Consider the following 23230-nt stretch of genomic DNA (forward strand, 5'->3'; position numbering starts at 1 on the left):
AGGGCTCGGTGAGCTGGTGGTCCGTCCTGGACGAGCTCGGGTGGGCGCTGCTGTTCCTGTTCGGGCCGGGCCTCGCCGTCGGCGCGGCGCTCGGCCTGCGGCGCGTCTGGTTGCTCGCTGTCGCCCCTGCGGCGAGCGTCGCCGTCCTCGGCGCCGGCGCGGTGCTCCTCGATCTCGTCGGGATGCCGTGGGGCCGGCTCGGTGCGCTCGTGGTCACGGTGGTCGCGGTGGTGTGCGTGCTGGGTCTGCGACGCCTGCTCGGCAGCCGCTGGCCGACCGACGCAGCCTCCCCGCCCTCCACGCTGTGGACCCTCGTGGGTCTCGTCGTGTCGGCGCCCCTCGCGGCGCTCCCGATCAAGCGCGGCATGATCGACCCCGGGATGCCCGCCCAGACGTGGGACACGCCCTTCCACGTGAACGCGGTGCGATGGATCCTGGAGACGGGTGACGGGTCGACGCTCCACCTCGGCGCGGTGTCGAGCAACCCGCAGGTCGAGCGCTTCTACCCGGCCGGGTGGCACGACCTCGTCGCGCTCGTCGTCGGCGACTCGATCCCCGCCGCGGTGAACGTCACGGCCATCGTGGTGGCCGCGGTCGTCTGGCCGCTGGGGCTGGCCTGCCTGGTCGGTGCGGTCGTGCCGACGAGCCGCCTCGCACCTGTCGTGGCGATGTGCCTGGGCAGTGCGTTCATCGCGTTCCCCGCTCGTATCCAGTCGGTCGGGACGCTCTGGCCCAACGCGCTCGCCTTCGCGCTCGTGCCGGTCGCGCTCGCCCTGACCGTCCGGCTGACGGGGATGCGACGTGCCGTGCTGCCGGGGGCCGACCCCGGCAGCAGACCCGCGGTGCTGACGGGGCTCGTGGCCGTGCTCGGCGGGGTCACGGTCTGCCACCCCAACGGGCTGCTCGCCTACGTGGTGCTCAGCGCCCCGCTGTGGGCGGCGGCGTGGTGGCGTGCCGCACGCGGCTACCGCGAGGCTTCCCGGGCGGTGCGGTCGGTCGTGGTCGGGATCCCCGTCGCGGTCGTCGTGCTCGCCGTCGTCCTCCTGTTCTCCCCTCTGGTCCGCTCGGTGTCGTCGTACCGGCGTGAGCATCTCGAAGGGCGCCTCGACGCCGTCCTCAGCGTCGTCACCGACTCCCAGCAGGGCGCCATGCTCTACGGGAACACGGACCGCGCCTGGTGGCTGCTCGGCCTCGTGGTCCTGGGGATCCTCACGACGTTCCTGCTGCGCCGGGGGCGGTGGCTCACGGTCAGCCTGCTGATCGTGCTGGGCATGTACACGCTCACCGTCGCGCCGCTGCCCGCGCTCCAGTGGGTCGTCGGCCCGTGGTACTCGGACCCCTTGCGCATCGGGGCGCTCTGCGTGGTGGTGATGGCACCGTTGACCGCGCTCGGTCTGGTGGGTGCGGGCGAGGCGGTCCGCCGCGCCCTGGACGGCCGCGGTGCCGGTCGGGCCGCGGTCGCGGCCGAGGTGGTGACCGCCGTCGCCCTCGTCGCGGTGGTCGTCGGCAGCGGGTGGCTGCGCGCGGACGGACGGCAGTGGATGTACGACCTCTACTACGCCGACCCCGAGGGCCGCTGGGGCATGGTCACGCAGGACGAGCTCGACATGATCGACCGCCTCGAGGACGAGCTGCCGGACGACGCGGTCGTGCTGGGGTCCCCCTTCACCGGCGCGCCGTTCGTCTACGGGCTCACCGGTCACGACGTCGTGTTCCCGCACATCAGCGGGAGCTGGGGGCCGGACGAGTTGCTCCTCGCGACGGAGCTCGACTCGCGGAGCGACGTCGACGACGTCTGCGCGGCGCTGGAGCGGACCGGGGTGACGCACCTCTACACGGACTCCCGGCCCTACTGGCCGGAGAACGAGAACCAGGTCCGCTACGAGGCTCTTCTCGACGACCCCGAGGACCTGCCGCTCGGTCTCGAGCTCGTCGACGAGGGCGGGTCGGCGCGGGTGTACGCGATCACGTCCTGCGGGTAGTCCTGGCGCGTGAACGTTCCGTGTTGACCGTTCCCCGCGACCCGCTGCAGGCATTCCCGGCCGTGCCGGTCACGTAGGCTGTCCCGGCCAGCGTGCTACCTAAGGAGATTGAGTGGACGCCGACCTTGTCGTTGTCGGTTCGGGTTTCTTCGGCCTGACCGTCGCGGAGCGGATCGCCGCAGAGTTCGACCGGAAGGTCCTCGTGATCGACCGCCGGTCCCACATCGGTGGCAACGCCTACAGCGAGGCCGAGGAGTCGACCGGGATCGAGGTGCACCGCTACGGCGCGCACCTGTTCCACACGTCGAACGAACGGGTCTGGGAGTACGTCAACCGCTTCACGGCGTTCACGAGCTACGTGCACCGCGTGTACACCACGCACCGTGGCGAGGTCTTCCCGATGCCGATCAACCTCGGCACGATCAACCAGTTCTTCCGTTCGGCGCACGGCCCCGACGCCGCGCGCGCGCTCGTCAAGGAGCTGTCCGCCGAGCTCGGCGGCAAGAAGCCGGAGAACCTCGACGAGCAGGGGGTCTCGCTCATCGGGCGCCCGCTGTACGAGGCCTTCATCCGCGAGTACACGGCGAAGCAGTGGCAGACGGACCCGCGCGAGCTGCCCGCGTCGATCATCTCGAGGCTGCCGGTGCGGTACACGTACGACAACCGGTACTTCAACGACACGCACGAGGGTCTGCCGGTCGACGGCTACACGGCGTGGCTCGAGCGCATGGCCGACCACAAGAACATCGAGGTGCGTCTGGGCGTCGACTTCTTCGACGAGTCCCAGCCGGTGAGCAAGGGCAACGTGGTGGGGAACGTGCCGGTCGTCTACACGGGGCCGGTCGACCGCTACTTCGACTATGCCGAGGGCGACCTGTCGTGGCGCACGCTCGACTTCGAGGAGGAGGTCCTCCCGGTCGGTGACTTCCAGGGCACCCCGGTGATGAACTACGCCGACGCGGACGTGCCGTACACGCGCATCCACGAGTTCCGGCACTTCCACCCCGAGCGGGACTACCCCACGGACAAGACGGTGATCATGCGGGAGTTCTCCCGCTTCGCCGACCGCGCCGACGAGCCGTACTACCCGGTGAACACGCCGGCGGACCGGGAGCGCCTCCTCAAGTACCGCGACCTCGCGGCGGGGGAGACGGACGTGATCTTCGGCGGCCGGCTCGGTACCTACAAGTACCTCGACATGCACATGGCCATCGGAGCAGCGCTCTCCGTGGTCGACAACAAGCTTGCGCCGCACTTCGGCGGGGGCACGCGAATCGAGAGCGGAGGGGTCGACGCGTGACGGCGACCGAGGAGCAGCAGACGACGACGCAGAGCGGGACCATGCGGACGGTCCAGCGGGTCATCTTCCCGGTGGAGTCCGACTCCGACAGCCTGGCCCTCTACGTCGAGGCGGGGGAGGCGCGACCGGCACCGTCCAAGACGGACTTCGAGTCGCTCCGGACGGGCGCGGGCGCGGGCGCGGCCCCCCGCGTCTCCGAGTCCGTCCGTGCCCAGGACATCCGCAGCCGTCTGTCGATGAGCGTCCGGGCCGGGCGCCGCGTCTCGTTCGGCAGCTACTTCAACGCGTTCCCCGCCGGGTACTGGCGCCGGTGGACCGTGGTGCGCTCCGTCCGGCTGACCGCCGAGCTCGTGGGCAACGGGAACCTCACGGTCTACCGCTCGAACGCGAAGGGCGCCCAGCACCGGGTGGAGTCGTTCCACGTGGAGGGGCGCCAGACGATCTCGGTGGACCTCCCGCTCGACCGGTTCGGTGACGGCGGGTGGTACTGGTTCGACCTCATCGGCGGCACCGAGCCCCTGGTGCTCGAGCGCGCGGTGTGGGAGGTCGAGGACGAGGCGGCTCGGCACGGCCGGACGTCGCTCGGCATCACGACGTTCAACCGACCGGACTTCTGCCTCGAGACGATCCGCAGCGTGGCCGAGAACGACTCCGTACGTGCGCTCCTCGACGAGCTGATCATCGTCGACCAGGGGTCGCAGCGCGTCGAGGACGAGGACGGCTTCGCCGACGTGGCGGCGGAGATGGGCGACCAGCTCCGCATCATCAAGCAGGCCAACATCGGCGGCTCGGGCGGTTTCTCGCGCGCCATGTACGAGACCGTCACCGCCGGCCGCAGCGACTACGTGATCCTCCTCGACGACGACATCGTCCTCGAGCCGGAGAGCATCCTGCGGCTCGTGACGTTCGCGGACTTCACGCGGGTGCCGACGCTCGTCGGCGGGCACATGTTCGACATGTACAACCGCTCGGTCCTGCACACCTTCGGCGAGATCGTCGAGCCGTGGCGCATCCAGCCCGGCGTCCCGCACCCGGACATGGAGAACGGCCACGACTTCCGCGAGAGCGGGCTCCGGGCCACCTCGTGGCTGCACCGGCGCGCGGACGTGGACTACAACGGCTGGTGGATGTGCCTCATCCCCACCGAGGTGATCCGGACGATCGGCCTGTCGCTCCCGGTCTTCATCAAGTGGGACGACGCCGAGTACGGCCTGCGTGCGCGGGCGCACGGCTTCCCGACGGTCTCGCTCCCCGGGGCGGCCGTCTGGCACGTGTCGTGGGGGGACAAGGACGACCTCGTGGGATGGCAGTCGTACTTCCACGAGCGCAACCGGCTCATCACGGCGCTGCTCTACTCCCTGTACGAGCGGGGCGGGCGGGTGCTCCGCGAGTCCACGTACATGGACGTCAAGCACCTGATCTCGATGCAGTACTACACCGAGCAGGGGCGCATCCTCGCGATGCGGGACGTCCTCGCCGGACCGGACGGCCTGCACGGGATGATCGGGACGAAGCTCCCGGAGATCCGTCGGCTCACGCAGGACTTCACGGACGCCCAGCTCAAGCCCGACCTCGACGAGTTCCCCGCGCCCGCGGCGGCGAAGCCCCGGAACAAGGGGCGTGGCGTCCAGATGCCCAGCCGCCTGATGCTGGGGCCGTGGGCGGCGAAGACCGTCGTCCGGCAGATCGCCAAGCCGGTCCCGGAGAACAAGCGGGAGCGTCCCGAGGCCGTCGTCCCGCACCAGGACGCCCGGTGGTGGCGCCTGTCGCAGTACGACTCCGCGATCGTCTCCAACGCCGAGGGCACCGGTGTCTCCTGGCACCGGAGGGACCCGCGGGTCGTGCGCACGATGCTCACCGAGGCCGTGAAGCTCCACGCGGAGCTCTTCGCGCGGTGGGGCGACCTGCGGACCACCTACCGTGACGCGCTCCCGCGCATCACGTCCGTCGAGGCGTGGGAGCGGACCTTCTCCGACAACCCGCCGTCGTCGTGAACGCACCGGCTCCGCTCGTCGCCCCCGGGCAGGGCAGAGGTCTCCTCGACGTCCTCGACCGACGGTTCCTGCTCCGCCTGATCGTCCGCAAGGAGCTCCGGGTCCGCTACCGCGGGTCGGTGCTGGGGATGGCCTGGTCGTACGTCAAGCCGGCGACCCAGTTCGCCGTGTTCTTCGTGGCGATGGGTCTGTTCCTCCGGCTGGGCGACCAGATCGAGGACTACGCGGTCTACCTCTTCTCGGGCATCGTCGTCATCAACTTCTTCGGCGAGGGCTTCGGCAACGCGACGCGCTCCATCGTCTGGAACGCGCCGCTCGTGCGGAAGATCTACCTGCCGCGTGAGCTGTTCCCCGTGGCGTCGATCTACGTCTCGGCGGTGCACTTCTTCCCGCAGCTCGTCGTCCTGCTGGTCGGTACGGTGATCGCGGGGTGGAGGCCGAACCCGGCGGAGGTCGCGGCGGGTCTGCTGGGGCTGGTGATCATCGCGACGCTCGCGCTCGGGCTGGGGCTCCTGGCCGGTGCGATCAACGTCTTCTATCGCGACGCCGAGAACTTCGTCGACCTCATCGTGATGGTCGCCACCTGGGCGTCGCCGATCCTGTACAGCTGGGAGATGGTCCGGGACACGCTGCCCGGCTGGCTCTTCACCGTCTACCAGCTCAACCCCATCACGGCCGCCGTGGAGCTCTTCCACTACTGCTTCTGGTTCCCCGCCACGTCGCGCACCGCCGCGATGCCGCCGAACCTGTGGATGTGGGGCTTCGTCGGCCTCGCCATCTCGGTCGTGGTCGTGTTCCTCGGGCAGTCCGTCTTCCGGCGCCTCGAGGGGCGCTTCGCGCAGGAGCTGTGATGACGTCGTCCATCGAGATCTCTCACGTCCAGAAGCGGTTCACGCTGCGGCACAACCGCTCTCTCAAGGAGCTGGCCGTCGCGATGGTCCGGGGCAAGGACCTGTCCGACACCTTCCTCGCGCTCGACGACGTCTCGCTCACCGTCGAGGAGGGCGAGACGGTCGCGCTGCTGGGGTTCAACGGCTCCGGCAAGTCGACCCTGCTCAAGCTCATCTCCGGCGTGCTGCAGCCCGACGCGGGCTCGATCGGAACGCGGGGGCGGGTCGCGGGTCTCATCGAGGTCGGTGCGGGCTTCCACCCCGACCTGACCGGTCGCGAGAACGTCCTGCTGAACGGTGCGATCCTCGGGATGTCCGAGAAGCAGGTGGAGCAGCGGTTCGACGAGATCGTCGCGTTCAGCGAGATCGAGAAGTTCATCGACACCGAGGTGAAGTTCTACTCCTCCGGCATGTTCCTGCGGCTCGCGTTCGCCGTCGCGGTGCACTCCGACCCGGAGGTCTTCCTCATCGACGAGATCCTCGCGGTGGGGGACGAGCCGTTCCAGCGCAAGTGTCTCGAGCGTGTGCGCCAGCTGCGCGACGAGGGCCGCACGCTGGTGATCGTCAGCCACGACCTCGACATGGTCGCCGACCTGTGCGACCGCGGCGTCCTCCTCGAGAAGGGTGTGGTCGTCGCGGACGGCGAGTCGCACGCCGTCGTGGAGAAGATGCGCGGCGACTGACGGCCTGCGCGGTCCACGGCCTCGGCCGAGCGCGTCAGCGGGTGACGCGCTCGGTCGACACGAGGCGCTGGAGCCGCTGCTCGTCGGCCGACAGCAGACCGGCCGTGGCAGGGGAGAGCACGACCGCGGACCCGTCGGCGGCCAGGAGGGCGAGAACCTCGCGCAGCGTGGAGGCGACCGAGCCGACCTCCAGCCCGACGAGGGCGCGCGGCCCCGGCCCGGCGTCCCCGACGCCCGCGGAGGGCTGCACGAGGCTCTCGTGGCGGACGACGAGGGGTCCGCCCGCGCGCGGGTCCACGAGCGCGTCCAGCGTCGGGTCCGGCTCGGGTGCCCAGCCGAGCTGGTCCCCGTAGCTCATCACCGCCGACGCGGCGTCGATCGCCCCGGGGGGCAGCGCGCCGTCGAACCGGCGTGCCAGGGCGGGGAGAGCCACGGCGACGAGCTCCGCGCCGGAACTCGTCCACACGTCAGGACGGTGGGTGACGACCAGGTCGGCGTGCGTGGTGCCCGGGGCGGTGGCATTCTCGTCGACCAGGACCACGGTGGCTCCCACGCGCCATGCAGCCAACGCCCAGACGACGGTGCGCCAATGCACGGGAAGATCGAGAACGACCCGCGTTCCGGGACCGGCGTCGAATTCCTCGACGAGCAGGTTCGTCGTCTTGTTGACCCAGTTCTCGAGCACCGCGCCGGAGAGCTCGACGCGCTCGCCGTCGTCCCCGTACCACGTGAGACGGGGGCGACCGGGGTCGCGCGTGACGAGTCGGAGCAGGTCAGAGACGTGGGCAGGACGGCCGTCGCGAGGGGTGCGGGAGTGGGGAGCGGTCACCATGGACACCACCCTAGGGTGCTGATATCGACACCCGAGATGTGGTGGTTTCACCCGGGCCCTCCGCGGGGCTATCACATTTCGGCTTGACGCCCGCGGATGACACGCGTGTAATTTCTTCAATGCAGTTTCCTGCCTGGTTCTCGCTCGAGGCCCGGCGAACGGCATGAAGGGGCGAGCAATGTGGAACATGCTGGACGGGACGGGCGGGGTCTTCCCCTCCGACGCTGAGCGAGAGGTGGAGCGCGTGGCACCGGTGCTGCCGCTCTTCGGTGAGCCGGTCGACGACTCGCTCATGGGGTGGCAGGAGCGCGCGCTGTGCGCCCAGACGGACCCGGAGGCCTTCTTCCCGGAGAAGGGCGGGTCCACGCGCGAGGCGAAGAAGGTCTGCACGGGCTGCGAGGTCCGGGCCGAGTGCCTGGAGTACGCGCTCGAGCACGACGAGCGCTTCGGCATCTGGGGCGGGCTCTCCGAGCGGGAGCGCCGCAAGCTCAAGCGCCGCGTCGTCTGACGACCGGGCCTCGGCCCGGAGGGCTCGTCGGCGTCGCCGACGGGTGCCGTCGTGACGGGTGGCCGACACCCGCCACACCGGGGCGCGCAAATGCCGCGCCTGGAGCCGTGTCCGTCGCATGATCGACGGGACATGACTTCCTCCGACCTCACCACGTCCGCGCGCAGCGCCCGTCCCGGCGACGTCACGCCGGGGGCCGCCGCGCGCGCCGCCGCCGTGCCGGGCGTCGTCGCGGCACCCGGGATCGTCGCCGCCGTGACGGGCGCGCTGCCCGTCGTGACCACGGTCACGGCGGTCGTCGTGACGCGCGGCCGCACCCCGTTCCTCGCCCACACGCTGGCGGCGCTGCGCGCCCAGACGACGAGCCCGCACGAGGTCGTCGTCGTCGACGCCGCGACCGGCGACGCGAGCAGCGAGCACCAGGGCCTGCAGCTCGGGGACGCGCGCTTCGTCGCGGCGCCGCGCGCCCGCTCGTTCGGCGACGCGGTCGACACGGCCCTCGCGAACGTCGAGCCGGGCACGTGGCTCTGGCTCCTGCACGACGACTCGGCCCCTGCGCCCGACGCGCTCGCCGAGCTGCTGCGCGCCGTCGAGCACTCGAGCGCGGTCGCGGTGGCCGGCCCCAAGCAGGAGCGCTGGGTGCCCGGCACCGACGCGCAGCTCGCGGCGCCGTTCGAGCCGGGCACGGTCAGCCGCCTCGTCGAGGTGGGCGTGACCACGACGCCGCTCGGCCGCCGCCTGACCGGCATCGACGAGGACGAGGTCGACCAGGGGCAGCACGACGCGCGCGAGGACGTGCTCGCCGTCGGGCTCGCCGGGGCGCTCGTGCGGCGGGCCGTGTGGCAGGAGCTCGGCGGGACCGACCCCGAGCTCGGCCCGTTCGGCGACGGCCTGGACCTGTGCCGGCGGGCGCGCCTCGCGGGGCACCGGGTCGTCGTCGTGCCGTCGGCCGTGGTGCGGCACGCGCAGGCCTCCCTGCTCGGCCTGCGCGAGCGCCGGCGCGGGACGACGGCGCTCCCCGCCCCGGACCCCGACGCGTCGTCGGCGGCGCGCCGTCACTCCCAGCTCCACGCGCGGCTCGTCGGCGTCGCGGCACCGTGGCTCCCGTTCGTCGCGCTCGCGATGGTCGTCGGCGCACCCTTCCACGCTGCGTTCCGGCTGCTCGTCAAGCAGCCGGGGCAGGCCCGGGACGAGCTGCTCGCGCCGCTGTGGGCGCTCGTGCGGGTCGGGCCCGTCGTGCGGGCGCGCCGCGTGGCGCGCCGGACCCGGACGCTCCCGCGCCGAGCGCTGCGCCCGCTGCGCGGCACGTGGCGCGAGGTGCTCGTCGAGCGGCGCGACCGCCGCCTCGCGCGCGCCGAGCAGCGGCGCACCGCGTGGGCGCCGACCGACATCGAGCGGCGCGAGCTGCGCGCCCTCGCGGTGCGGCGTCGGGCCGGGCTCGCCGGGGCCGCCGTCGTGCTGGCGGGGTTCACCGCCGTCGTGTTCGGGCCGCTGGCGGGGGCTCTCCTCGCGGGCGGACGGCTCGTCGGCGGGTCGCTCCTCCCGGCCACGGGGACGCTCGGGGACGTGTGGCGCGCGGCGACGACCGGCTGGGTCACCACGGGGCTCGGCGCGCCCGCGCCGGCGGACCCGTTCGTGTCCGCGCTGGTCCCGGCGTCCCTGCTCGCCGGCGGCGCCACGCAGACCGCCGTGAACCTGCTCGTCCCCGCGTGCTTCCTCGCGGCCGGCCTGGGGGCGTGGTTCGCCGCGGGCGCGGTCACGCGCTCCGTGCCGCTCCGGGCCTGGGCGACGCTCGTCTGGGTCGCCGCTCCCGCGCTCCTCACCGCCGTGGGAGCCGGCCGGGTCGGCGCGGTCCTCGTGCACGCGACGCTCCCGTGGCTCGCGCTCGCGGTCGTCCGCGCGCTCGGGCTCCAGCGGCTCGACGTCGTCGCGCACCCGACGCAGGACGTCGTCCGCCGGGGCGCGCGCCGCGAGCCGGGATCGCTCGCGGCCGCCGCCACCGCGGGCCTGCTGTTCGCGGTCGCCGTCGCCGGGGCGCCCGTGCTCCTGCCCGTCGGCGTGGTCGTGCTCGTCGTCGTGGCGCTCGGGGTCCGGGCGCACCGCCGCTACCTCGCCCTCGTCCCCGTGCCGGCCCTCGTGCTCTTCGCTCCGTTCCTCGTGCACGTCGCCCGCACCGCGGGCGACGGCGGGTGGCGGCTGCTGCTCGCCGACCCGGGCGCGCCGGTCGCGGCGACGCCCGCCGCGCCGTGGCAGCAGCTCCTGGGGCTGCCGACCGCGCCCGAGGCGTGGTTCGGGCTCGACGGGAGCGGCGCCGGTGACCTCCTGGCGCGCTGGGCCCCGTTCGCCGCCGGCGCGGTCGTCGTGGCGCTCGCCGTGCTCGCCGTGCTGCGCGGCCGCCGTCTGGCCGTGGGGGCGTGGTTCGTCGCGGCGCTCGGGCTGGCCGCCGCCGTCCTCGCCGGGTCGACCGTCGTGGCCGCGGGGGCGTCGCCCGACGCCCCGGTCACGGGGTGGCCCGGCGCCGGGCTGTCGCTCGCGCTGCTCGCCCTCCTCGGCGCCGCGCTCGCGGGCGCCCCGCGGTGGCCCGGCGCCGGGGCCCCGGCCTGGCGCTCGGGCGCCGTCGTCGCGCTCGCGCTCGTCGTCACCCTGCTCCCCCTCGGGGCCGCCGCGTCCTGGACCGTGGGCGTGCTCGACCGCGACGACGCCCGGGTCGGCTCGGTCGTGGCCACGACCGAGCCGGTGGTGCCGCCGGTCGGCCGCCAGATGCAGTCCTCGCCGCGCCAGGCGCGCGTGCTCACCCTGGAGCACGGTCCGGATGGCGTCGTCGAGTACGCAGCGCTGCGCTCGGACGGTCCGCAGGCGGTCGACTCGTCGGTCGTCGTGCACGCGTGGCAGGCGGCCGACCCCGCGGTGACCGAGGGCGAGCTGCCCCGGCTCGTCGCGGAGCTCGTCTCCGGGACGTCGGCGGACGTCGCCGACGGCCTGGGCCGTCTGGGCGTCGGGGCCGTGCTCCTGCCCGCGTCCGCGCCGGAGGACCAGGCGCGGGCCGAGCTCGTCGCCCGGCTCGACATGGTGCCGGGGCTCGAGCGCATGACGGAGGGCCGCTCGGCGCTGCTCTGGCGCGTCGTGCCCGAGGGAGGCGAGCCGTCGTGGGCGCGCGTCGAGTCCGGCGCGGGCGTCGAGCCGCTGGCCGCGGACCGCGACGCGCTGCGCCCGGTCGTCACGACCGTGCCCGAGGGGGCTGAGGACCGGCAGGTCGTCCTCGCGGAGGACGCGTCGTCCGGGTGGCGCGCGACGCTCGACGGCCGCCCGCTGGAGGCGGTCGACCCGGCGACGACCGGCGGGTTGCAGGCCTTCGCCCTCGGGACCGACGCCGGGCGGCTCGAGGTGTACCACGCCGCGGACCACCGGTCCGGCTGGATGGCGGCGGCGGGCGTGACCCTGGTCGTGTACGTGCTGCTCGCGGTGCCGGTCCGGCGCCGTCGCGCGGGAACGAGGTAGGAACGGTGACGACGACGAACGGGACGAGCCCCGACGAGGCTCCGGAGAAGGACGCGCGTCCCGGGCGCGCCCGGGCGGTGGTGCGCCGCGTCACGACGACGGGCGCCGGGCTGGTCGGCATCCTGGCGGTGGGCGCGGTCGTCCTGCTCGGGAGCACGGGCGCGGCGCTCCTGCCCGCGGCACCGGCCCCGGCGGACCCCGTCGAGGAGGTCACGGTCGAGCCCGCCCAGGAGGTCTCGGTCTGCCCGGGCCCGGCGCGGCTCACCGACCCCGAGACGGTCGGAGACGCGCAGTTCGGTCCCGCGCCGGTCGGCACGACCAGCCGCCTGCGGGCAGTGGTCGAGGGCGAGGGGACCGCCGGGCTCGGCGTGCTCGACGGCGGCGACCTCGAGGAGCAGGAGCTCGCGCCCGGGCCGGGCGCCGACGTCACCGTGGGCGACGTCGAGGACCCCGCGCACGGCGCCGTCCTGACGGTGCGCCCCGCCCAGGACGCGTCCCCGCGCGTGGCCGCGTCCGTCGGCTCCGTGACGACTGACGGCGACCTGCGCGGGCTCGCCGCGGCGAGCTGCTCCCGGCCGGGCATCAGCCAGTGGCTCGTCGGCGGGAGCACCGAGATCGGCAGCAGCTCCCAGCTCGTGCTCCAGAACCCCGGCCTCACGCCCGCGGTCGTCCAGGTGCAGGTCTGGGGGCAGGGGGGCGAGGTCGTGCTCTCCGGCGGCGGGCAGCAGCTCGTCGGTCCGGGGCAGGAGGTCGTGACCCTGGTCGAGGCGGCGGCCCCCGAGCAGCGCCGCCTCGTCGTCCACGTGGCCGCGTCGGGCGGCCTCGTGTCGGCGTACCTGCAGCACTCGACGCTCGACGGCCTCGTCCCGCTCGGCGTCGACCACGTGGTCCCGGGCGCGGAACCGACGACGGACCTCGCGCTGGCGGGCGTCACGAGCGTCGGGGAGGCGGTCGACGACCCGCACGCCCCGCAGCTGCGCCTGCTCGCCCCGGGCGAGGAGGCCGGGAACGCGCGCGTCACGGTCTACGGCGAGGACGGCGCCGTGCCCCTGCGCGGGGCCGAGGAGATCACGCTCACGCCCGGCGTCGTCACGGACGTGTCGCTCGGCGGCCTGCCCGCGGGCGCGTACGCCGTCTCCGTGCACGCCGACGTCCCCGTCGTCGGCGGCGCGTCCGTCGACCGCCGCGGCGAGCCGGACCCCGACCTGCTCCACGAGGAGCGGCAGTACGACCGCGCCTGGGTCGCGGCGCGACCGCTGCCGCCCGTGAAGGACGCGGCGAGCGCCGACGAGAGCGCCGGGTCCGCCGACGACGCGTCGCCCGCCGGTCAGGTGGCGCTCGTCCCGGGCACGTCCTCCGCGCTGACGCTCGCCGCCGTCCCCGCGGCGCGTGCCGACGAGGACGAGCCGACGGGCTCGCTCGAGCTCCTCGTGCGCGTCTACGACGAGAGCGGCGCGGAGGCGGGCACGACGACCCTGACGCTCCGCGCGGGCACGACGCAGACGCTCGACCCGGCGACGGTGCGGGCAGAAGGGTCGGAGGCCGTCCCCGCGGCGGTGACGGTCGACGTCGTCGGGGAGGACGACGGCCTGCTCCCCGTCTGGTCGCTCACGGCGAGCGCAGGCCCGCCGAGCGGCGACGAGGGCGACGGCGCGCCGAGCCTCGTGTCGGTGCTCCTGCCGGTCACGGAGGCGCCCGCCGCGCACGAGGTCGCGGTCCGCGCGTCGGACACCGCCGGGCTCGGACGCTAGGCGACGGTCAGCGGTCGCCCGTGTAGCGCGGGTCGATCTCCTCGGGGGTGCGGGCCAGCAGGTGCGCGACCTGCTCGACGAGCACGTCGCGGACGAGGTCCTCGAGGTCCTCGGCGTCGAACGCGCGCGCCTCGACGGGCCGCCGGTAGACCACGATGCGGGCGGGCTGGCCCGACTCGGCCGGGAAGCACCGGCCGAGCGGCACGCCGCCGTCCTCCCAGGGCGCCGGGTCCGACGGCGGGACGTCCTCCACCGCGAACTCCGTCCCGCGCAGCTGCTTCGCCCACGAGCGCTGCACGCGCTCCACGACGTCGAGCACGACGTCGTCGAACTTCTCCGCGCGCGTGCGGCTCGCGGGCGCGGTCGGCGGCAGGAGAGGACCCCGGATGCCGCGTCCCCGGCGGTCGCGGCGTCGCGGCACCGGGCCGTGGCCGCCCGGCCCCGGGGCGCGCGGCGGGATGACGAGCTCGTCGAACGAGACCGGGGGAGGGGTGACGGCGCTGCGTCGCGACCAGCGGTCACGGGCCCGGCGCCCTGCGCCGGCCGGGTCGGGGCGCGAGCCGGGGGACGGAGAGTTGCCACGCACACCACGACTCTAGTCGGCCGTCGCCCTGCGCACCGGGGCTCGCCGGGCCCTCCCACGAACCCGGCCGGGACCAGCCACGGCCCGGCGCGGGGCGCGGACGGCGTGTGGCGTCTCCAGGACCGCTCGGGAAGGCGTAAGGTCAGGCCGTGAGATCCGTCAGGCAGTGCTCGCGCACGGCGTGCGTCCGTGCCGCCGTCGCGACCCTCACCTACGTCTACGCCGACTCCACGGCGGTCCTGGGCCCGCTCGCGCACCTCGCCGAGCCGCACAGCTACGACCTGTGCGCCGAGCACGCGGAGCGGCTCACCGCACCGCGCGGCTGGGAGGTCGTGCGCCTGTCGCCGCAGTTCGTCGAGACCGGTCCCAGCGACGACGACCTCTCCGCGCTCGCCGACGCCGTCCGCGAGGCGGGCAAGGTCCGCACCGAGCCGGAGCCGCCGGACGTCACCGAGGTCGGACGCCGAGGGCACCTGCGGGTCCTGCGCGCCGAGGCCGACTGACCTACCCCTGCAGCGTCCGGACGAACGCGGCGACCTCGTCCGCGCGGGGGAGGGATCCCGCCGCGAGCGCCTCCCGCAGGGACGGCGCCGCCGCGTCCTTCGCGGAGAACGACGGCACGAGGGCGCGCCCGTCCGGACCGGTGGTCGGCCACTCGATGGCGAGCTCGGGGTCGGTCGGGTCGACGCCGTGCTCCCGCTCGGGGGCGTACCCGCTCGAGCACAGGTAGACGACGGTCGCGCCGTCCTCGAGCGCCATGAACGCGTGCCCCACGCCCTCGGGGAGGAACACGGCGCGGCGCTCGCGGGCGTCCAGCAGGACCGCGTCCCAGCGCCCGAAGGTGGGCGACCCGACGCGGAGGTCGACCACGACGTCGAGCACGGACCCCGTGACGCAGGTCACGTACTTCGCCTGCCCGGGCGGTACGTCGGCGTAGTGGATCCCGCGCACGACGCCCGCCCTCGACACCGAGGCGTTCGCCTGGGCGAGGTCGAGGTCGCGCCCCGTCGCCTCGCGCAGGGCCGCGGCCGTGAACCACTCGAGGAAGACCCCTCGGTCGTCGGCGTGCTGGCGCGGCAGCAGCTCCCACGCGCCGGGGACGGTGAGCTCACGGACGTTCATGGTGCTCCTCGGTAGGGTGCCGTGCGGAGGTGGTCGTGGTGCGGTGGGCGGTGACAGGGGCCGGCGGGATGCTCGGGGCCGAGGTGGTGGCGCTGCTGCGCGCCGGCGGGGAGCCCGTGCGCGCGCTCGACCGCGCGGCGCTCGACGTCACGGACGGGGACGCCGTCGCGCGCGCGCTCGCCGGCGCGGACGTCGTGGTGAGCTGTGCGGCGTACACGGCCGTCGACGCCGCCGAGGCGGACGAGGCGACGGCCTTCGCCGTCAACGCCGTCGGGGCCCAGCACGTCGCCCGCGCGGCGGTTCGCCACGGGGCCCGGCTCGTGCACGTGTCGACGGACTACGTCTTCGACGGCGGGCCCGCCGCCGTCGGGGTCCCGTACGCCGAGGACGCGCCGCTGGCGCCCCGGTCCGCGTACGGCCGGACGAAGGCCGCCGGGGAGTGGGCCGTGCGGACCGAGCACCCGGACGCCCTCGTGGTCCGCACGGCGTGGCTCTACGGCGCGCACGGCGCGTGCTTCCCGCGGACGATCGCCCGGGTGGCGCGCGAGCGCGGAGCGCTCGAGGTCGTCGACGACCAGGTGGGGCAGCCGACGTGGGCGCGGGACCTCGCCGACCTCGTCGTGCGGCTGGTGCGGTCCCCGGCGCCGGGCGGCGTCTACCACGGCACGGCGCAGGGCCGGGCGTCCTGGTGGGACCTCGCTCGCGAGGTCGTCGCCGCGGCCGGGCTCGACCCGGCGATCGTCCGCCCCGTCCCCAGCGCCGCGTCCGCCCGCCCCGCGCCGCGGCCGGCGTGGTCCGTGCTCGGCCACGAGGCGCTGCGCCGGGCCGGCGTCGAGCCCGTCGGCGACTGGCGCGAGCGCTGGGTCGTCGCGGCGGCCGACGTGCTCGCCGGAGCCTCGGCCCCGGGCGCTCACGCGTCGAGCAGCGACAGCAGGTAGGTGCCGTAGCGCGACCGGCCCAGCGCGGCCGCACGCTCGCGCAGGCCGTCGTCGTCGAGGAACCCGCGGCGCCAGGCGACCTCCTCGGGGGCCCCGATCTTCAGGCCCTGCCGGTTCTCGATCGTGCGGACGAAGTCGCTCGCGTCGAGGAGCGAGTCGACCGTCCCGGTGTCGAGCCAGGCGGTCCCGCGCGGCAGGACCTCGACCTGGAGCCGGCCCTCGCGCAGGTAGTGCAGGTTCACGTCCGTGATCTCGTACTCGCCGCGCGCCGAGGGCCGCAGCGAGCGGGCGACGTCGACGACGTCCGCCGAGTAGAAGTACAGGCCCGGCACCGCGTAGCTGCTCCGCGGGTGCACGGGCTTCTCCTCGATGCTCAGGGCGCGTCCCGACCCGTCGAACTCGACCACGCCGTACGCCGTCGGGTCCGAGACGCGGTAGGCGAAGACGGCGCCGCCGTCGATCTCGGCGAACCGCTGGAGCCGGTCGCCGAGGCCGGGCCCGTAGAAGATGTTGTCGCCGAGGACGAGCGCGGCGGAGTCCCCGTCGAGGAAGTCCGCGCCGAGCACGAACGCCTGGGCGAGCCCGTTCGGCTCCGCCTGCACCGCGTAGGAGATGGAGATGCCGAACTGCGAGCCGTCGCCCAGCAGGCGCGTGAACGCGGCGGCGTCGTGCGGTGTCGTGATGACGAGCACGTCCCGCACCCCGGCCAGCAGCAGCGTGGAGAGCGGGTAGTACACCATCGGCTTGTCGTAGACGGGCAGGAGCTGCTTGCTCACCCCGAGCGTGATCGGGTGCAGGCGCGTGCCCGCGCCTCCTGCCAGGACGATCCCCTTCATCCCGGCAGGCTCTCACGACAGCCCCGTGCCGCGGCGGGTGAAATGCCGCCGCGGACCCCGGGGCCGGGGCCCGCCGTCGATAGACTCGCCGCGCCAGGAGGACGTATCGAGGAGGTCGGCTGTGCGGGTGCTCGTGACCGGCGGCGCCGGCTTCATCGGGGCGAACTTCGTGCATCGCACGGTCGAGACGCGGCCCGACGCCGCGGTGGTCGTGCTCGACGCCCTCACGTACGCGGGGGACGCGCGGTCCCTCGACCCGGTGCGCGACCGCGTCGAGCTCGTCGAGGGCGACGTCGCGGACGCCGACCTGGTGGACCGGCTCGTGGGCGAGGCCGACCTCGTGGTCCACTTCGCCGCGGAGTCGCACAACGACAACTCCCTGCGAGACCCGTCCCCGTTCGTCCGGACCAACGTGCTCGGCACGTTCACCCTGCTCGAGGCGGTGCGCCGCCACGACGTGCGGCTGCACCACGTCTCGACGGACGAGGTGTACGGCGACCTCGAGCTCGACGACGTCGCGCGCTTCACGGAGACGACCCCGTACAATCCCTCGTCGCCCTACTCCTCGACGAAGGCGTCGAGCGACCTGCTGGTGCGGGCGTGGGTGCGCTCGTTCGGCGTGCGCGCGACGATCTCGAACTGCTCGAACAACTACGGGCCGTACCAGCACGTCGAGAAGTTCATCCCGCGGCAGATCACCAACCTGCTCGACGGCGGGCGTCCCAAGGTCTACGGGGCGGGCGCGAACGTGCGGGACTGGATCCACGTCGACGACCACAACGACGCGGTGTGGGCGATCGTCGAGCGGGGCGCCGTGGGCGAGACCTACCTCGTCGGGGCGGACGGCGAGCGGTCCAACCTGCAGGTCGTCCAGGACCTGCTCGAGATCTTCGGCCGCGACCGTGACGACTACGAGCTCGTCGCGGACCGTGCGGGGCACGACCTGCGCTACGCGATCGACGCCACGCGGCTGCGGACCGAGCTGGGGTGGGAGCCCGCCTTCACCTCGTTCGGCGACGGTCTCGCCCGGACGGTGGACTGGTACCGCGAGCACGAGGAGTGGTGGCGCCCGGCGAAGGCGCGGACCGAGGAGCGGTACGCGGCGGCCGGGCAGTAGCACGCGCAGCAGCCGTCGCCGTCGCACGCGGTGCACCCGCGGATAGGGTGGGTCGCGTGAGCACCGACCTCTCCCACCTCATCAAGGCGTACGACGTCCGCGGCACCGTCCCGGACCAGCTGAACCCGGAGGTGGCCCGGGCCGTCGGCGCGGCGTTCGCGCGGGCCGTGGTGCTGCCGGAGGCCCCGGCCGGCACGCGGGCCAGCGCCGTGCTGGGGCACGACATGCGCGACTCGGGCCCGGAGCTCGTCGACGCGTTCGCCGCGGGGCTCACGGCCGCGGGGGTGGACGTGACGCGCATCGGGCTGTGCTCGACGGACGGTCTCTACCACGCGTCCGGGGTGCTGGGCGTCCCCGGGGCCATGTTCACCGCGAGCCACAACCCCGCCGTCTACAACGGCATCAAGCTGTGCCGCGCGGGCGCGCGCCCGGTCGGCCAGGACACGGGCCTGATCGACGTACGGACCCTCGCGGAGGGGTACCTGGACGGCGGTCTCCCGCCCGCTGCCGAGGAGCCCGGCACCGTCACGGACCGCGACATGCTCGCGGAGTACGCGGCGTTCCTGCGCGGCCTCGTCGACCTGTCGGGCATCCGTCCGCTCAAGGTCGTCGTCGACGCCGGCAACGGGATGGGTGGGCACACCGTGCCGGCCGTGCTGGGCACGGGCGCGGGACTGCCCGCCCTGCCGCTCGACGTCGTGCCGCTCTACTTCGAGCTCGACGGCACGTTCCCGAACCACGAGGCGAACCCGCTGGACCCGAAGAACCTCGTGGACCTGCAGGCGGCCGTGGTCGAGCACGGGGCCGACCTCGGGCTCGCGTTCGACGGCGACGCCGACCGCTGCTTCGTCGTGGACGAGCGCGGCGAGCCGGTCTCCCCGTCCGCCGTCACGGCGCTGGTCGGCCTGCGGGAGGTCGCGAAGGAGCTCGAGGCCGGGCGCACCCCCACGGTGATCCACAACCTCATCACCTCGCGCGCCGTCCCCGACTTCCTCGGGGCGGCCGGCGCGCGCACGGTCCGCACGCGCGTGGGCCACTCGTTCATCAAGGCGCAGATGGCGGAGCACGACGCCGTGTTCGGGGGCGAGCACAGCGCCCACTACTACTTCCGCGACTTCTTCTTCGCGGACACCGGGATGCTGGCGGCGATGCACGTCCTGGCCGCGCTCGGGTCGCAGCCGCACGCGCTGTCCGACCTCGCGGAGATGTACGAGCCCTACGTCGCCTCGGGGGAGATCAACTCGACCGTGGCGGACGTCCCGGCGGCGCGTGCGCGCGTCGTCGAGGCGTACGTAACCCAGCAGGGGGCCGGCCCGGTCGAGGTCGACGAGCTCGACGGCCTGACGGTCTCCCACTGGGGCTCTCACCCGCAGTGGTGGTTCAACCTGCGGGCGTCCAACACGGAGCCGCTCCTGCGGCTCAACGTCGAGGCCGCTGACGAGGACATCATGGAGAAGGTGCGCGACGACGTCCTGTCGCTCGTGCGCACGGACGACGACGAGGAGCGAGCATGAGCCTGCAGATCGACCCCTGGGTGCGCGAGGCGCTGCGGTGCCCGGTGACGGGCGCCCGCCTCGTGGACGGGACGAGCCCCTCCGGCGAGCCGGAGCTGCACTCGACCGACCTGGGGCGTCCGCTCGCGTACCCCGTGCGCGACGGCATCCCGGTGCTGCTGGAGGACGACGCGCGCGAGCTCTGAGGGCACCGCGTCCCGCAGCACGACCGAAGGCCGGCCCCCGCCAGGGAGCCGGCCTTCGGCGTCGGGCACCGAGGGTGCCCGCACGGCTGCGGCGAACCGGGACCGCAGCCCGTCCGGGACGGGCCCTGCCGGGCCCGTCGGAGCGCGGGTGGTCGGGGCGTCAGACGCCCGCGGCCTCCTTGAGGTCGTCGACGAACGTCGGGTTCTCCTCGAGCCACGCCTCGACGGCGGCCTGCTCGTCGGCGTACTCGTCGGAGTTGAACATCATGTTCTCGAGCGAGAACAGCTGCTCGTCGTCGAGGGAGAACGCGCCGAGCATCTTCGTCAGCGTCGGGTAGCGCTCCTCGAAGTCGGACGAGCCCCACATGTGGATCTTCTCCGCCTCGCCGAGCGCGCCCTCGGGGTCCTCGAGGTCGCGGACGGGGAACTCGTCGTAGGCCCAGTGCGGGCGCCACAGCGTGACCGCGATGTTCTCGCCGCTGTCGGTCGCGCCCTTGAGCTCGGCGAGCATCGCGGGGGTGGAGGAGATGGAGTAGTCCATGTCCTCGAGGCCGTAGGTGGGGATGACCTGGTCCTGGGTGATCTCGGTCAGGCCGGCGCCCGCCTCGATGCCGACGAGCTTGTTGCCGTACTCGTCGGACATGGCCGCGAGGTCCTCGAGGGACTGCGCGGGGGAGTCCTCGTTCACCGCGATGGTGAGCTTGGCGTCGTCGTACCAGTAGCCGAGGTCGGTGATCTCGCCGCCGTACTTCTTCTCGTACGACGCGTGCGTGTAGGGCAGCCAGACGTCGAGCGTGAGGTCGAAGTCCCCGCCGACGAGGCCGGTGTAGACGACGCCGACGTCGGCGGTCTGCGTCGACACGTCGTAGCCCTCGTCCTCGAGGATGGTGGTCCACAGGTGGGAGACGGCGATGCCCTCGTCCCAGCCGGACGGGATGCCGATGGAGACGGACGTCTCGTCCTCGCCGGTGGAGGAGGCGCCGTCGCCGGAGCCGCCCGAGCCGGAGTCGGACGCGCAGCCGGTGAGCGCGAGGCCGAGGACGGCGGTCGCGGCGACGGCGGCGGTGCGGGTGGTGCGCTTGCGTGCGGGGGTCATGCGTTCCTTCCGTGGGCCGGGGGGCCCGGTCGGGGTGCCCGACGGCGGGTGCGTGGGGCGGGGTCCCGGCGTGCGGCCGGGGACGGTGGGTGGCGCGGTCAGACGCGCGCCGCGGCGAGGGCGCGCGCCACGGGGGCGCGGTCGCCGAGCGCGGAGGTCACGCGGTCGAGGAACATCGCGAGGATGACGACGGCGAGGCCTGCCTCGAACCCGAGCGCCACGTCGACGCGCTGGAGTGCGGCGACGACGTCCTCGCCCAGGCCGCCGGCGCCGACCATGCCGGCGATGACGACCATGGAGAGCGAGAGCATGATGACCTGGTTGACGCCCGCCATGATCGTGGGCAGGGCGAGCGGGAGCTGGATCTGGCGCAGGATGCGGCCGGGGGTCGAGCCGAACGCCTGGCCGGCCTCGACCACCTCCTTGTCGACCTGCCGGATGCCCAGCTCGGTGAACCGGACGCCGGGGGCCATGGCGAAGACGATCGTCGCGATGATCCCGGGCACGGGCCCGGTGAGGAAGATGACGACGGTCGGGATGAGGTAGACGAACGCCGGCATGGTCTGCATGAAGTCGAGCACGGGCCGCACGACGGCGGAGACGCGGTCGTTGCGCGCGGCCCAGATGCCGAGCGGGATCGCGATGGCGATCGCGAGGACGGCGGACAGCAGGACGAGCGCGAGGGTGTCCATCGCGTTGTCCCACTGGTTCACGCCCGCGATGAGGACGAAGCCGACGAGCGTGCCGACCGCGAGCCGCCAGCCCTTGACGAAGAACGCCAGCGCGGCGAGGGCGATCGCGACGACCCAGAACGGCGGGCCGGAGAGCACGGCGTCGAGCCCGTCGTAGACGCCCACGAGGACGTCCTTGATGAACCGGAAGAGCGGGCGGAACGTGGTGGTGACCCAGCCGACGAAGGCGTCGACCCACTCGCCGAGCGGGATGCGGGGGACGAGGGTGTCGTTCACGCGGCACCGCCTTCCGTCGGGGCGGCCGCGAGCGGGGCGGAGCCCTCCGCCGGCGCGTCCTGGACGACGGGCGTCTGCCCGAGGTCGATCTCGCCGGTCTTCGGCTGGTCGCCGGGGACCATGGCCTCGAGGAGCGTGACGCGGGGGACGACGCCGACGAGGCGGCCCTGCTCGTCCGTGACCGCGACGGGCAGCGGCGACTCCGCGGCGGGGGCGAAGACCTCCGCGAGCGGGGTGTCGGGGGAGACGGGCGCGACGCCCTGGCGCACGAGGCCGTCGAGGCTGTCCTGGCCCTTCTTCAGGGCGGCGACCGCGTCCTCGTCGCGCACGACGCCCTGGAGGCGGCGCTGGCGGTCGACGACGTACGCGGCCGAGACCTGCGCCTCGCGCATCGTGCGGCTCGCCTGGCGGGGACCGCCGGAGAGCGGGACGACGACGGCGGGGCGCACCATGACGGACGACGCCGTGAGGACGCGCGTGCGGTCCACGTCGGCGACGAACTGGGCGACATAGTCGTTCGCGGGGTCGGACAGGATCTGCTCGGCGGTGCCGATCTGCACGATCCGGCCGTCGCGCATGACGGCGATCCGGTCGCCGAGGTGCATCGCCTCGTTGAGGTCGTGCGTGATGAAGACGATCGTCTTGCCGAGCGTCTGCTGGAGCTCGAGGAGCTGCTCCTGCATCTCGCGCCGGATGAGCGGGTCGAGCGCGGAGAACGCCTCGTCCATGAGCAGGACGTCGGTGTCGGCGGCGAGCGCGCGGGCGAGCCCGACGCGCTGGCGCATGCCGCCGGAGAGCTGCGAGGGCAGGGAGTCCTCCCAGCCGCCGAGCCCGACGAGGCCGAGCGCGGTGCGGGCCTTCTCGCGGCGCTCCGCCTTGCCGACGCCCTGGATCTCCAGGGGGTAGGCGGCGTTGTCGAGCACCGTGCGGTGGGGCAGGAGCGCGAAGTGCTGGAAGACCATCGACACGTGCTTGCGGCGCAGCGCGCGCATCTGCTTGGCGTCGGCCTGGGCGAGGTCGGTGCCGCCGAGCAGCACGTGCCCGGACGTCGGCTTCCACAGCCCGTTGAGCATGCGGATGAGCGTCGACTTGCCGGAGCCCGAGAGGCCCATGACGACGAAGATCTCGCCCTGCTTCACGTCGAACGACGCGTCGATGACCGCGGCGGTGCCGAGCGGCTTGACGTCGTCGCGGCTCGCGCCCTGCTCGAGGCGGCGGATCGCCTCGACGGGGCGGCGCCCGAAGACCTTGTAGACGTCGCGGACCGAGAGCGCGGTCGCGCGGTCGTCGGTGCCGACGGTCGCGGCGCCGGCGTGCGCGGCCGGGTCGGTCGGCACGGGTGTGCTGAGAGCTGTCATGCGGTGGGTGTCGCCACCTTCCGGTCGTGGACCAGCGTCACGCCCCTCCGGAGCACCCGGGTGCGGGCGCTCGAC

Annotated in this window: 20 protein-coding genes; 13 read left to right on the forward strand and 7 right to left on the reverse strand. The window is 73.9% G+C overall.

Annotated features, from left to right (window positions below; all coding sequences use genetic code 11):
• The first annotated feature begins 8 nt into the window (after positions 1–8).
• From B8281_RS08840 to B8281_RS08860, 5 genes are all read left to right on the forward strand, one after another.
• Complete coding sequence (locus B8281_RS08840; RefSeq protein ID WP_043652143.1) at positions 9–1982, forward strand: DUF6541 family protein; 1974 nt, start codon at positions 9–11, stop codon at positions 1980–1982.
• A gap of 112 nt (positions 1983–2094) precedes the next feature.
• The gene (gene glf, locus B8281_RS08845) at positions 2095–3282 is read left to right on the forward strand and encodes a UDP-galactopyranose mutase (RefSeq protein ID WP_034650576.1); all 1188 of its coding nucleotides are present in this window, start codon (positions 2095–2097) and stop codon (positions 3280–3282) included.
• Positions 3279–5276 (forward strand): glycosyltransferase, encoded by a 1998-nt coding sequence (locus B8281_RS08850; protein ID WP_034650571.1) that lies wholly within the window; start codon positions 3279–3281, stop codon positions 5274–5276. Before glf ends, B8281_RS08850 begins: the two co-directional genes overlap by 4 nt.
• Positions 5273–6127 (forward strand): ABC transporter permease, encoded by an 855-nt coding sequence (locus B8281_RS08855; protein WP_034650568.1) that lies wholly within the window; start codon positions 5273–5275, stop codon positions 6125–6127. The genes B8281_RS08850 and B8281_RS08855 overlap by 4 nt, the downstream gene beginning before the upstream one ends.
• Positions 6127–6849, forward strand: coding sequence for an ABC transporter ATP-binding protein (locus B8281_RS08860; protein WP_034650565.1), 723 nt, complete (start codon positions 6127–6129; stop codon positions 6847–6849). The genes B8281_RS08855 and B8281_RS08860 overlap by 1 nt, the downstream gene beginning before the upstream one ends.
• A gap of 34 nt (positions 6850–6883) precedes the next feature.
• Here the strand turns inward: B8281_RS08860 and B8281_RS08865 are convergent, their stop codons facing one another.
• A complete protein-coding gene (locus B8281_RS08865; RefSeq protein ID WP_085387521.1) occupies positions 6884–7681 on the reverse strand; it encodes a TIGR03089 family protein in 798 nt (265 codons plus the stop codon).
• A gap of 178 nt (positions 7682–7859) precedes the next feature.
• Here B8281_RS08865 and B8281_RS08870 point away from each other — a divergent pair, with 178 nt between their 5' ends.
• From B8281_RS08870 to B8281_RS08880, 3 genes are all read left to right on the forward strand, one after another.
• Complete coding sequence (locus B8281_RS08870) at positions 7860–8189, forward strand: WhiB family transcriptional regulator (protein WP_021482334.1); 330 nt, start codon at positions 7860–7862, stop codon at positions 8187–8189.
• Positions 8190–8321: 132 nt separating this feature from the next.
• Positions 8322–11687 carry a glycosyltransferase gene (locus tag B8281_RS08875; RefSeq protein WP_085387522.1) on the forward strand — a complete coding sequence of 1122 codons (3366 nt, stop codon included), beginning with the start codon at positions 8322–8324 and terminating at the stop codon, positions 11685–11687.
• Between the two features lie 5 nt (positions 11688–11692).
• Positions 11693–13438: a DUF5719 family protein gene (locus B8281_RS08880; protein WP_085387523.1), complete on the forward strand. Its 1746-nt coding sequence runs from the start codon at positions 11693–11695 to the stop codon at positions 13436–13438.
• Positions 13439–13445: 7 nt separating this feature from the next.
• Here the strand turns inward: B8281_RS08880 and B8281_RS20105 are convergent, their stop codons facing one another.
• Positions 13446–14024: a metallopeptidase family protein gene (locus B8281_RS20105; RefSeq protein ID WP_085387524.1), complete on the reverse strand. Its 579-nt coding sequence runs from the start codon at positions 14022–14024 to the stop codon at positions 13446–13448.
• A gap of 146 nt (positions 14025–14170) precedes the next feature.
• Between B8281_RS20105 and B8281_RS08890 the strand changes: the two genes are divergently transcribed.
• Positions 14171–14524 (forward strand): DUF3499 domain-containing protein, encoded by a 354-nt coding sequence (locus tag B8281_RS08890; RefSeq protein WP_009863301.1) that lies wholly within the window; start codon positions 14171–14173, stop codon positions 14522–14524.
• A gap of 1 nt (position 14525) precedes the next feature.
• Here the strand turns inward: B8281_RS08890 and B8281_RS08895 are convergent, their stop codons facing one another.
• Entirely contained in the window at positions 14526–15143 is a 618-nt protein-coding gene (locus B8281_RS08895; protein WP_085387525.1) for a dTDP-4-dehydrorhamnose 3,5-epimerase family protein, read from the reverse strand.
• 68 nt (positions 15144–15211) lie between these two features.
• Between B8281_RS08895 and rfbD the strand changes: the two genes are divergently transcribed.
• Entirely contained in the window at positions 15212–16081 is an 870-nt protein-coding gene (gene rfbD / locus B8281_RS08900) for a dTDP-4-dehydrorhamnose reductase (protein ID WP_232322741.1), read from the forward strand.
• Here rfbD and rfbA read toward each other — a convergent pair.
• Positions 16054–16917: a glucose-1-phosphate thymidylyltransferase RfbA gene (gene rfbA, locus B8281_RS08905; protein WP_034651716.1), complete on the reverse strand. Its 864-nt coding sequence runs from the start codon at positions 16915–16917 to the stop codon at positions 16054–16056. The two genes, rfbD and rfbA, sit on opposite strands and share 28 nt — an antisense overlap.
• A 121-nt stretch (positions 16918–17038) precedes the next feature.
• Between rfbA and rfbB the strand changes: the two genes are divergently transcribed.
• Genes rfbB through B8281_RS08920 form a run of 3 tightly spaced genes read left to right on the forward strand, consistent with a single transcriptional unit; the run spans position 17039 to position 19733 of the window.
• Positions 17039–18034, forward strand: coding sequence for a dTDP-glucose 4,6-dehydratase (gene rfbB / locus B8281_RS08910; RefSeq protein WP_034651713.1), 996 nt, complete (start codon positions 17039–17041; stop codon positions 18032–18034).
• Between the two features lie 56 nt (positions 18035–18090).
• Entirely contained in the window at positions 18091–19548 is a 1458-nt protein-coding gene (locus tag B8281_RS08915) for a phosphomannomutase/phosphoglucomutase (RefSeq protein ID WP_085387526.1), read from the forward strand.
• The gene (locus B8281_RS08920) at positions 19545–19733 is read left to right on the forward strand and encodes a Trm112 family protein (RefSeq protein WP_034651710.1); all 189 of its coding nucleotides are present in this window, start codon (positions 19545–19547) and stop codon (positions 19731–19733) included. The genes B8281_RS08915 and B8281_RS08920 overlap by 4 nt, the downstream gene beginning before the upstream one ends.
• A 160-nt stretch (positions 19734–19893) precedes the next feature.
• Here the strand turns inward: B8281_RS08920 and B8281_RS08925 are convergent, their stop codons facing one another.
• From B8281_RS08925 to B8281_RS08935, 3 genes are all read right to left on the reverse strand, one after another.
• Positions 19894–20829: a glycine betaine ABC transporter substrate-binding protein gene (locus B8281_RS08925; RefSeq protein ID WP_034651706.1), complete on the reverse strand. Its 936-nt coding sequence runs from the start codon at positions 20827–20829 to the stop codon at positions 19894–19896.
• 98 nt (positions 20830–20927) lie between these two features.
• A complete protein-coding gene (locus B8281_RS08930) occupies positions 20928–21797 on the reverse strand; it encodes a proline/glycine betaine ABC transporter permease (RefSeq protein WP_061267508.1) in 870 nt (289 codons plus the stop codon).
• Positions 21794–23155 carry a glycine betaine/L-proline ABC transporter ATP-binding protein gene (locus B8281_RS08935; RefSeq protein ID WP_081895783.1) on the reverse strand — a complete coding sequence of 454 codons (1362 nt, stop codon included), beginning with the start codon at positions 23153–23155 and terminating at the stop codon, positions 21794–21796. The genes B8281_RS08930 and B8281_RS08935 overlap by 4 nt, the downstream gene beginning before the upstream one ends.
• Positions 23156–23230 lie beyond the last annotated feature (75 nt).

The sequence above is a fragment of the Cellulosimicrobium sp. TH-20 genome (assembly GCF_002105775.1).
GTDB classification, from domain to species: domain Bacteria; phylum Actinomycetota; class Actinomycetes; order Actinomycetales; family Cellulomonadaceae; genus Cellulosimicrobium; species Cellulosimicrobium funkei.

Excerpts from the sequence above, each read along its gene's own strand:
- B8281_RS08860 (WP_034650565.1), top strand. The coding sequence starts at position 6,127 with ATGACGTCGTCCATCGAGATCTCTCACGTCCAGAAGCGGTTCACGCTG.
- B8281_RS08865 (WP_085387521.1), bottom strand. The coding sequence starts at position 7,681 with ATGGTGACCGCTCCCCACTCCCGCACCCCTCGCGACGGCCGTCCTGCC.
- B8281_RS08870 (WP_021482334.1), top strand. The coding sequence starts at position 7,860 with ATGTGGAACATGCTGGACGGGACGGGCGGGGTCTTCCCCTCCGACGCT.
- B8281_RS08875 (WP_085387522.1), top strand. The coding sequence starts at position 8,322 with ATGACTTCCTCCGACCTCACCACGTCCGCGCGCAGCGCCCGTCCCGGC.
- B8281_RS08895 (WP_085387525.1), bottom strand. The coding sequence starts at position 15,143 with ATGAACGTCCGTGAGCTCACCGTCCCCGGCGCGTGGGAGCTGCTGCCG.
- rfbD (WP_232322741.1), top strand. The coding sequence starts at position 15,212 with ATGCTCGGGGCCGAGGTGGTGGCGCTGCTGCGCGCCGGCGGGGAGCCC.
- rfbA (WP_034651716.1), bottom strand. The coding sequence starts at position 16,917 with ATGAAGGGGATCGTCCTGGCAGGAGGCGCGGGCACGCGCCTGCACCCG.
- B8281_RS08920 (WP_034651710.1), top strand. The coding sequence starts at position 19,545 with ATGAGCCTGCAGATCGACCCCTGGGTGCGCGAGGCGCTGCGGTGCCCG.
- B8281_RS08925 (WP_034651706.1), bottom strand. The coding sequence starts at position 20,829 with ATGACCCCCGCACGCAAGCGCACCACCCGCACCGCCGCCGTCGCCGCG.
- B8281_RS08935 (WP_081895783.1), bottom strand. The coding sequence starts at position 23,155 with ATGACAGCTCTCAGCACACCCGTGCCGACCGACCCGGCCGCGCACGCC.